The organism is Pseudenhygromyxa sp. WMMC2535, from assembly GCF_011083025.2.
The window spans coordinates 1-8,540 of sequence record NZ_JABJWV010000019.1 but is presented as its reverse complement, the minus strand read 5'-3'; the positions used below and the strand labels follow the sequence as shown (position 1 = coordinate 8,540).

Annotated in this window: 8 protein-coding genes and 1 pseudogene; 3 read left to right on the top strand and 6 right to left on the bottom strand. The window is 70.6% G+C overall.

The window, feature by feature from the left end; genetic code table 11:
* Together G6O69_RS38505 and G6O69_RS38500 are read left to right on the top strand one after the other, a co-directional pair.
* Positions 1-237, top strand: a 237-nt coding sequence (locus G6O69_RS38505; protein ID WP_176397394.1) for a hypothetical protein, incomplete at its 5' end; no start/stop codon positions are given.
* Between the two features lie 343 nt (positions 238-580).
* Entirely contained in the window at positions 581-2,878 is a 2,298-nt protein-coding gene (locus tag G6O69_RS38500) for an amino acid permease (RefSeq protein ID WP_172301695.1), read from the top strand.
* Positions 2,879-2,882: 4 nt separating this feature from the next.
* On the opposite strand, the gene G6O69_RS38495 is transcribed toward G6O69_RS38500, so the two are convergent.
* Genes G6O69_RS38495 through G6O69_RS38485 form a run of 3 tightly spaced genes read right to left on the bottom strand, consistent with a single transcriptional unit; the run spans position 2,883 to position 4,275 of the window.
* The gene (locus tag G6O69_RS38495; RefSeq protein ID WP_176397393.1) at positions 2,883-3,734 is read right to left on the bottom strand and encodes a hypothetical protein; all 852 of its coding nucleotides are present in this window, start codon (positions 3,732-3,734) and stop codon (positions 2,883-2,885) included.
* The gene (locus tag G6O69_RS38490; RefSeq protein ID WP_176397392.1) at positions 3,689-3,832 is read right to left on the bottom strand and encodes a hypothetical protein; all 144 of its coding nucleotides are present in this window, start codon (positions 3,830-3,832) and stop codon (positions 3,689-3,691) included. The genes G6O69_RS38495 and G6O69_RS38490 overlap by 46 nt, the downstream gene beginning before the upstream one ends.
* Before the next feature lie 2 nt (positions 3,833-3,834).
* Positions 3,835-4,275: a hypothetical protein gene (locus G6O69_RS38485; protein ID WP_176397391.1), complete on the bottom strand. Its 441-nt coding sequence runs from the start codon at positions 4,273-4,275 to the stop codon at positions 3,835-3,837.
* Between G6O69_RS38485 and G6O69_RS38480 the strand changes: the two genes are divergently transcribed.
* The gene (locus tag G6O69_RS38480; RefSeq protein WP_176397390.1) at positions 4,256-5,650 is read left to right on the top strand and encodes a hypothetical protein; all 1,395 of its coding nucleotides are present in this window, start codon (positions 4,256-4,258) and stop codon (positions 5,648-5,650) included. The genes G6O69_RS38485 and G6O69_RS38480 overlap by 20 nt on opposite strands.
* A gap of 4 nt (positions 5,651-5,654) precedes the next feature.
* Here G6O69_RS38480 and G6O69_RS42665 read toward each other — a convergent pair whose 3' ends face one another.
* The 3 genes and pseudogenes from G6O69_RS42665 to G6O69_RS38465 form a co-directional block, all read right to left on the bottom strand.
* The gene (locus G6O69_RS42665) at positions 5,655-6,488 is read right to left on the bottom strand and encodes a hypothetical protein (protein ID WP_346017174.1); all 834 of its coding nucleotides are present in this window, start codon (positions 6,486-6,488) and stop codon (positions 5,655-5,657) included.
* Between the two features lie 162 nt (positions 6,489-6,650).
* Positions 6,651-7,765: pseudogene (locus tag G6O69_RS42660) on the bottom strand (amino acid permease); the annotation flags it as partial.
* 549 nt (positions 7,766-8,314) lie between these two features.
* On the bottom strand, positions 8,315-8,540 hold a 226-nt coding region (locus G6O69_RS38465; protein WP_176397388.1), incomplete at its 5' end, for a hypothetical protein.

Below are 8,540 nucleotides of genomic sequence, written 5' to 3'. Positions count from 1 at the left end.
GGACTGCTGGCCAGCTTGGCCTGCGATCGCAAGTGGGACTTCGAGTGCACGGCGGTGTGGGTCGACCGCAAGGGCGCCGAGCTCTCGCGCGAGGTCTACAGCTACCCGCAGATGGCGGACGAGCGCGGCGCGACGGCCCGCTGTGAAAAAGAGATGCTCGAGGCGCGGCCGCGCGGCGGCAAGTCGGCGGACCTGCCACTGCGTCGGTCAGGACTAGCTCCTAGGAGCCCGTGGTGAAACCCAACACGACACCTCGCTTGGTCCTTCCGCCGATGGCGTTGTCGCCAAAACTTGCAGTACGCCCGGTACATCGGCGTTTTGGCTTCGCGCCCTCGACGAAAATCCCGGCGCGAGGAGCCGCGCTGGGTTCCACCACGGGCTCTAGAGCGGCGATCAGTTTGGAGGCGCGCTCTCAGGTGCGTCTGGGCGGTCTCGTGGCGAGGAGCGAGGCCGAAGCTGTGGTGGACCCACTGCGAGCGCCGAGCGACAAAGACCACGGGGCCGCCCAGATGTGCCTGAGAGTGTGAATTCAAACTGATTGCCGCTCTAGCAGCCCGTGGGCCCGGACGCCCGAGTCGCCATGTCTGACACCGACACCTCGTCTCCTCCTGCGCTCGCCACTGGTTGTGCCCCGGACGCGGCCCCGGATCCGTCTCCGGGGCCGGCTGCGTCGACGGCTTCGGCCGCGGTCGCCTCGGCGATCAAGACCTACGGGACCTTCGCCGGCGTGTTCACGCCGACGATGCTGACCATCCTCGGGGTGATCATGTACCTGCGGATCGGCTGGGTGGTCGGCAACGCCGGGCTGCTCGGGGCCGTGGGCGTCATGGCCGTGGCGATCGGGATCACGACCTCGACCGGCCTCTCGCTCTCGTCGATCTCGACGAACACCCGCCTCGGCGCGGGCGGGCCCTACGCGATCATCTCGCGCTCCCTCGGCCGCGAGATCGGCGGCTCGGTCGGCGTGCCCCTCTACCTCTCGCAGGCCCTGGCCGTGGCCATGTACATCTTTGGTCTGCGCGCGGGCTGGCAGTGGATCTTCCCGGATCACCCGGCCCTGGTCATCGACCTCGTGGCCTTCGCGGTGGTCTTTGCGATCGCCTTCATCAGCGCCGGCCTGGCCTTTCGCGTCCAGTACGTGGTCATGGCCCTGGTCCTCGCCTCGCTGGTCGCGATCGTCGCGGCCCCGGGGGTGTGGACGAGCGAGCAGGCGCTCACGCTGTGGGGCAGCTACCCCGGCAGCCCCAGCGAGGGCATCGAGGGCGCGGACTTTTGGGTGGTGTTCGCGGTCTTCTTCCCGGCCGCGACGGGGATCCTGGCCGGCGCCAACATGTCCGGCGAGCTCACCAACCCGCGCAAGAGCATCCCCCTGGGCACGCTCAGCGCCATCGCAATCAGCGCGGTCGTCTACCTCGTGCTCGCGCTGTGGGTGGCCAAGGCGGCGAGCCCCGACGAGCTGGTCTCCAACTACATGATCATGATCGACCGCTCGCTCTCGCGGCCGGTGGTGGTCGCCGGGCTGCTCGGCGCGACCTTCTCCTCGGCGCTCTCGTCCCTGGTCGGGGCGCCGCGGATCCTGCTCGCGCTCGGCCGCGACGACCTGCTGCCGCGCGGGGAGTGGTTCGCCAAGGTCTCGGCCAAGGGCGAGCCGCGCCGGGCGATGCTGGTCACCGGGGCGATCGTGCTCGTCGGCCTGGTCCTGCGCGACCTCAACATGATCGCGCCGCTGATCAGCATGTTCTTCCTGATCACCTACGCGGTGATCAACATCGTGGTGCTCGCCGAGTCCAGCCTCGGGCTGACCAGCTTTCGCCCGACGCTGCGCCTGCCCAAGCTCGTGCCGCTGTGCGGGACGCTCGGCTGCATCTTTGCGATGTTCATCGTCAACCCGACCTTCAGCCTGATCGCGGTCGGCCTGGTCTTGACGATGTACCTGTGGATGCTCAAGAGCGGCATGGGTCGGGGCGGGGCCGACGACGTGCGCAGCGGCTTCTTCGTGGCCTTCGCCCACTGGGCGGCGACCAAGGTCGCGGATCTGGGGATCATGCACGCCGCCCGCGGCTGGAAGCCCAACTTGCTGGTCCCGGTCCGCGACGCCGCGACCTTGCGCGGCGAGTATCGGCTGCTGCGCGCGCTGTGCCACCCCGAGGGCTCGGTCAAGCTCCTGGGCATCGCCACGCGCGAGACCGTGGAAGACCTCAGCGGACGGATCGACGCCCTGGCCGGCTCGCTGCGCCAGGCCGGGGTGTTCACCTCGGACTCGGTGATCGACTCGACGGGCTTCGAGACCGGCGTGGTCGCGGGGATGCAGGCGCTCGGGAGCGCGTTTTTTCGGCCCAACTTGCTGTTCTTGGACCTCCCCGACGGGCCCGCGCACCAGGCCGAGCTCCCGAGCCTGCTGCTCGAGGCCCGGCGCCAGCGCGTGGGCGTGATCGTCTGCGCCATGCACCACGAGGCCGGGAGCGGGCGCGAGCAGGTGGTCAACGTATGGCTCGACCTCAGCGCGCAGGGCAGCTCGATCGCCGAGGTGCTGACCGAGGGCAACAGCCACCTGGCGCTGCTCTTGGCCTATCGCCTGGCCCGGGCCTGGGAGGCCGAGCTCAACATCGTCGGGACCATCTCTCGCGCCGAGGACGAGGCCAGCGCGCGGGCCCAGGTCGATGAGATCCGCGATCTCGCGCGGATCCCCGCGACCGGGCGGACCCACATCCTCGTCGGCGAGATCGAGGCGGTCGCCCACCTGTCTCCGCAGTCCGACTTCGACATCATCGGCCTGCGCGCTGGCGACGACCTCGCGTTCATGAACCGCATGGTCGAGGCCACGCGCTCGTCGTGCATGTTCACCCTCGACTCGGGCAACGAGAACGTGCTGGCCTGAGCGCTCAGTAGCACTGCCAGTTGGCCTCGCCGCCGGCCCAGACGTACATCTCGCCGCTGTCGCCGAGGTTGAGGCCAAAGCTCTCGCTGAGCTGGAACAAGAAGGTGCCCATGGGCTCGGGCGACTGGATCCAGATCGGCTCACCGAGGGCGTAGCCGTCGCAATTGAACAGCAGCTTGCGCAGCTGCTGGAGCTCGGGGTTGTCCGTGCGCCGGGCGAACACGCCGCCGGGGAGGTCGAGGGGGACGATCGCAAAGGGCCGCGCCTCGGGGTGCAAGGCGCCCGGAGCGGCGCAGGGGACGAGCTCGCTGTCCTCGACGAGCTCGTCCTCGTGGCGCTCGCCCAGGAAAAAGGAGAGCGTGCGCGCGCCCTCGTGCCCCGCGAGGGCGGCGAGCTCGGGCGCGTCCTGGAGGTCGATGGTGAGCACGTGGTCCATGGGCTCGCCCGCGCGCAGGGGGACCTCGACGCCCGCGGGGGGCGGCCCGTCGTAGCAGCTCAGGCTACCGTCGCGCGGCGGGCTCAGCTTGGCGTAGAGGTCGAAGGCGTAGACGCGCCGGTGGTCGCGGCCGGCCTTCGCCAGGCGCTGCATGGTCTGCAGCGAGGTCTCCTTGGCGAGGCCCTGGGCGGCGCCGAGGGCCTCGACGGCGGGCGGCGGAAACACGGACTCGAGCTGGCCCAAGAAGGTTCGGTCGCCCTGGCTGATGGCGATGTGGCGCTCGAGAGAGGGCAGGGCCGCGTCGCCGAGGCGGGTGACGGCCTGCTTGACGAGGCCGAGCGCGCGGATGTCTGCGCGGCGCTCGATCACCGTCTTCACGGCGAGCTCGTGGACGCCGGGATCCTCGACGAAGCTGGCCACCCACAGCAGCTGCTCGGGCGGGAGGCGGGCGCCTCGGCCTCGAGCTGGTCGCGGACGTGGCGGGCGAGGGCCTTGGCGTCCACGGCCGGGAGCACCACGGTCAGCGCCTCGCACAGCGAGTGCGAGAGCTCGTCTCGGTCGCCGAGCTCGAGGCGCGCGAGCAGCTCGACGTCGATGCGCTCGCCGTCTCGGGCCGCCTGAAGCAGGGCCAGCGGAAGGGCGTCCGCGATGCGCTTCTTCTGATCCCGGCGCGCGGGCTGTCGAGCTCGCGCAGCAGCGTGGGCAGGGCGGCCAGGCCCGGGAGCGCGAGCCACATGGGGGAGAGGTAGGCGTCGTCGGCCGTGAAGATCTTCGCGTAGCTGTCGGCGTCGAAGCGCAGGGATAGAGGGGCCGCGGCGCGCGAGGACATGCGCGAGTCGAGCAAGCGCGCGGCGAGGGCGTCGACGCGCGCGTCGCCGAGGGCCGTGAGCGCGCGGCGGTAGCGGGGGACGGCCTCCTCGCCCGTGCTCAGCGAGGGGTTCATGGCCAGGATCCTGGCCATGAACCCCTCGCTGAGCACGGGCGAGGAGGCCGTCCCCCGCTACCGCCGCGCGCTCACGGCCCTCGGCGACGCGCGCGTCGACGCCCTCGCCGCGCGCTTGCTCGACTCGCGCATGTCCTCGCGCGCCGCGGCCCCTCTATCCCTGCGCTTCGACGCCGACAGCTACGCGAAGATCTTCACGGCCGACGACGCCTACCTCTCCCCCATGTGGCTCGCGCTCCCGGGCCTGGCCGCCCTGCCCACGCTGCTGCGCGAGCTCGACAGCCCGCGCGCCGGGGATCAGAAGAAGCGCATCGCGGACGCCCTTCCGCTGGCCCTGCTTCAGGCGGCCCGAGACGGCGAGCGCATCGACGTCGAGCTGCTCGCGCGCCTCGAGCTCGGCGACCGAGACGAGCTCTCGCACTCGCTGTGCGAGGCGCTGACCGTGGTGCTCCCGGCCGTGGACGCCAAGGCCCTCGCCCGCCACGTCCGCGACCAGCTCGAGGCCGAGGCGCCCGCCTCCCGGCCCGAGCAGCTGCTGTGGGTGGCCAGCTTCGTCGAGGATCCCGGCGTCCACGAGCTCGCCGTGAAGACGGTGATCGAGCGCCGCGCAGACATCCGCGCGCTCGGCCTCGTCAAGCAGGCCGTCACCCGCCTCGGCGACGCGGCCCTGCCCCTCTTCGAGCGCCACATCGCCATCAGCCAGGGCGACCGAACCTTCTTGGGCCAGCTCGAGTCCGTGTTTCCGCCGCCCGCCGTCGAGGCCCTCGGCGCCGCCCAGGGCCTCGCCAAGGAGACCTCGCTGCAGACCATGCAGCGCCTGGCGAAGGCCGGCCGCGACCACCGGCGCGTCTACGCCTTCGACCTCTACGCCAAGCTGAGCCCGCCGCGCGACGGTAGCCTGAGCTGCTACGACGGGCCGCCCCCCGCGGGCGTCGAGGTCCCCCTGCGCGCGGGCGAGCCCATGGACCACGTGCTCACCATCGACCTCCAGGACGCGCCCGAGCTCGCCGCCCTCGCGGGGCACGAGGGCGCGCGCACGCTCTCCTTTTTCCTGGGCGAGCGCCACGAGGACGAGCTCGTCGAGGACAGCGAGCTCGTCCCCTGCGCCGCTCCGGGCGCCTTGCACCCCGAGGCGCGGCCCTTTGCGATCGTCCCCCTCGACCTCCCCGGCGGCGTGTTCGCCCGGCGCACGGACAACCCCGAGCTCCAGCAGCTGCGCAAGCTGCTGTTCAATTGCGACGGCTACGCCCTCGGTGAGCCGATCTGGATCCAGTCGCCCGAGCCCATGGGCACCTTCTTGTTCCAGCTCAGCGAGAGCTTTGGCCTCAACCTCGGCGACAGCGGCGAGATGTACGTCTGGGCCGGCGGCGAGGCCAACTGGCAGTGCTACTGAGCGCTCAGGCCAGCACGTTCTCGTTGCCCGAGTCGAGGGTGAACATGCACGACGAGCGCGTGGCCTCGACCATGCGGTTCATGAACGCGAGGTCGTCGCCAGCGCGCAGGCCGATGATGTCGAAGTCGGACTGCGGAGACAGGTGGGCGACCGCCTCGATCTCGCCGACGAGGATGTGGGTCCGCCCGGTCGCGGGGATCCGCGCGAGATCGCGGATCTCATCGACCTGGGCCCGCGCGCTGGCCTCGTCCTCGGCGCGAGAGATGGTCCCGACGATGTTGAGCTCGGCCTCCCAGGCCCGGGCCAGGCGATAGGCCAAGAGCAGCGCCAGGTGGCTGTTGCCCTCGGTCAGCACCTCGGCGATCGAGCTGCCCTGCGCGCTGAGGTCGAGCCATACGTTGACCACCTGCTCGCGCCCGCTCCCGGCCTCGTGGTGCATGGCGCAGACGATCACGCCCACGCGCTGGCGCCGGGCCTCGAGCAGCAGGCTCGGGAGCTCGGCCTGGTGCGCGGGCCCGTCGGGGAGGTCCAAGAACAGCAAGTTGGGCCGAAAAAACGCGCTCCCGAGCGCCTGCATCCCCGCGACCACGCCGGTCTCGAAGCCCGTCGAGTCGATCACCGAGTCCGAGGTGAACACCCCGGCCTGGCGCAGCGAGCCGGCCAGGGCGTCGATCCGTCCGCTGAGGTCTTCCACGGTCTCGCGCGTGGCGATGCCCAGGAGCTTGACCGAGCCCTCGGGGTGGCACAGCGCGCGCAGCAGCCGATACTCGCCGCGCAAGGTCGCGGCGTCGCGGACCGGGACCAGCAAGTTGGGCTTCCAGCCGCGGGCGGCGTGCATGATCCCCAGATCCGCGACCTTGGTCGCCGCCCAGTGGGCGAAGGCCACGAAGAAGCCGCTGCGCACGTCGTCGGCCCCGCCCCGACCCATGCCGCTCTTGAGCATCCACAGGTACATCGTCAAGACCAGGCCGACCGCGATCAGGCTGAAGGTCGGGTTGACGATGAACATCGCAAAGATGCAGCCGAGCGTCCCGCACAGCGGCACGAGCTTGGGCAGGCGCAGCGTCGGGCGAAAGCTGGTCAGCCCGAGGCTGGACTCGGCGAGCACCACGATGTTGATCACCGCGTAGGTGATCAGGAAGAACATGCTGATCAGCGGCGCGATCATGTTGAGGTCGCGCAGGACCAGGCCGACGAGCACGATCGCCCCGGTGACCAGCATCGCCCGGCGCGGCTCGCCCTTGGCCGAGACCTTGGCGAACCACTCCCCGCGCGGCAGCAGGTCGTCGCGGCCGAGCGCGAGCAGGATCCGCGGCGCCCGACCAGGGACGAGAGCGCCGAGGAGAAGGTCGCGCCGAGCAGCCCGGCGACCACCACCGGCCGCGAGAGCGAGCGGTCGATCATGATCATGTAGTTGGAGACCAGCTCGTCGGGGCTCGCCGCCTTGGCCACCCACAGCGCGAGCACGAGGTAGACGACCGCGCTGATTGCGATGGCGCTGAGCGTGCCCAGGGGGATGCTCTTGCGCGGGTTGGTGAGCTCGCCGGACATGTTGGCGCCGGCCAGGATCCCCGTCGCGGCCGGGAAGAAGACCGCGAACACCACCCAAAAGTCCGCGCCCTCGATGCCCTCGCTGGGGCTGCCGGGGTAGCTGCCCCACAGCGTGAGCGCCTGCTCGCTCGTCCACACCCCCGGGGCCGCGACGATCGCGACCAGCGAGGCGAGGACCAGGGCCATGACCACGTACTGGACGCGAAAGGCCAGGCCGGCGCTGATGAAGGCGATCGCAAAGACCACCGCGAAGGCCACGAGGTCGATGACCAGGGCCGGGTGATCCGGGAAGATCCACTGCCAGCCCGCGCGCAGACCAAAGATGTACATGGCCACGGCCAGGGCCTGCGAGAGGTAGAGGGGCACGCCGACCGAGCCGCCGATCTCGCGGCCGAGGGAGCGCGAGATGATCGCGTAGGGCCCGCCCGCGCCGAGGCGGGTGTTCGTCGAGATCGACGAGAGCGAGAGGCCGGTCGAGGTCGTGATCCCGATCGCCACGGCCATGACGCCCACGGCCCCGAGCAGCCCGGCGTTGCCGACCACCCAGCCGATCCGCAGGTACATGATCACCCCGAGGATGGTCAGCATCGTCGGCGTGAACACGCCGGCGAAGGTCCCGTAGGTCTTGATCGCCGAGGCGACCGCGGCCGAAGCCGTCGACGCAGCCGGCCCCGGAGACGGATCCGGGGCCGCGTCCGGGGCACAACCAGTGGCGAGCGCAGGAGGAGACGAGGTGTCGGTGTCAGACATGGCGACTCGGGCGTCCGGGCCCACGGGCTGCTAGAGCGGCAATCAGTTTGAATTCACACTCTCAGGCACATCTGGGCGGCCCCGTGGTCTTTGTCGCTCGGCGCTCGCAGTGGGTCCACCACAGCTTCGGCCTCGCTCCTCGCCACGAGACCGCCCAGACGCACCTGAGAGCGCGCCTCCAAACTGATCGCCGCTCTAGAGCCCGTGGTGGAACCCAGCGCGGCTCCTCGCGCCGGGATTTTCGTCGAGGGCGCGAAGCCAAAACGCCGATGTACCGGGCGTACTGCAAGTTTTGGCGACAACGCCATCGGCGGAAGGACCAAGCGAGGTGTCGTGTTGGGTTTCACCACGGGCTCCTAGGAGCTAGTCCTGACCGACGCAGTGGCAGGTCGCCGACTTGCCGCCGCGCGGCCGCGCCTCGAGCATCTCTTTTTCACAGCGGGCCGTCGCGCCGCGCTCGTCCGCCATCTGCGGGTAGCTGTAGACCTCGCGCGAGAGCTCGGCGCCCTTGCGGTCGACCCACACCGCCGTGCACTCGAAGTCCCACTTGCGATCGCAGGCCAAGCTGGCCAGCAGTCCGATGCACACC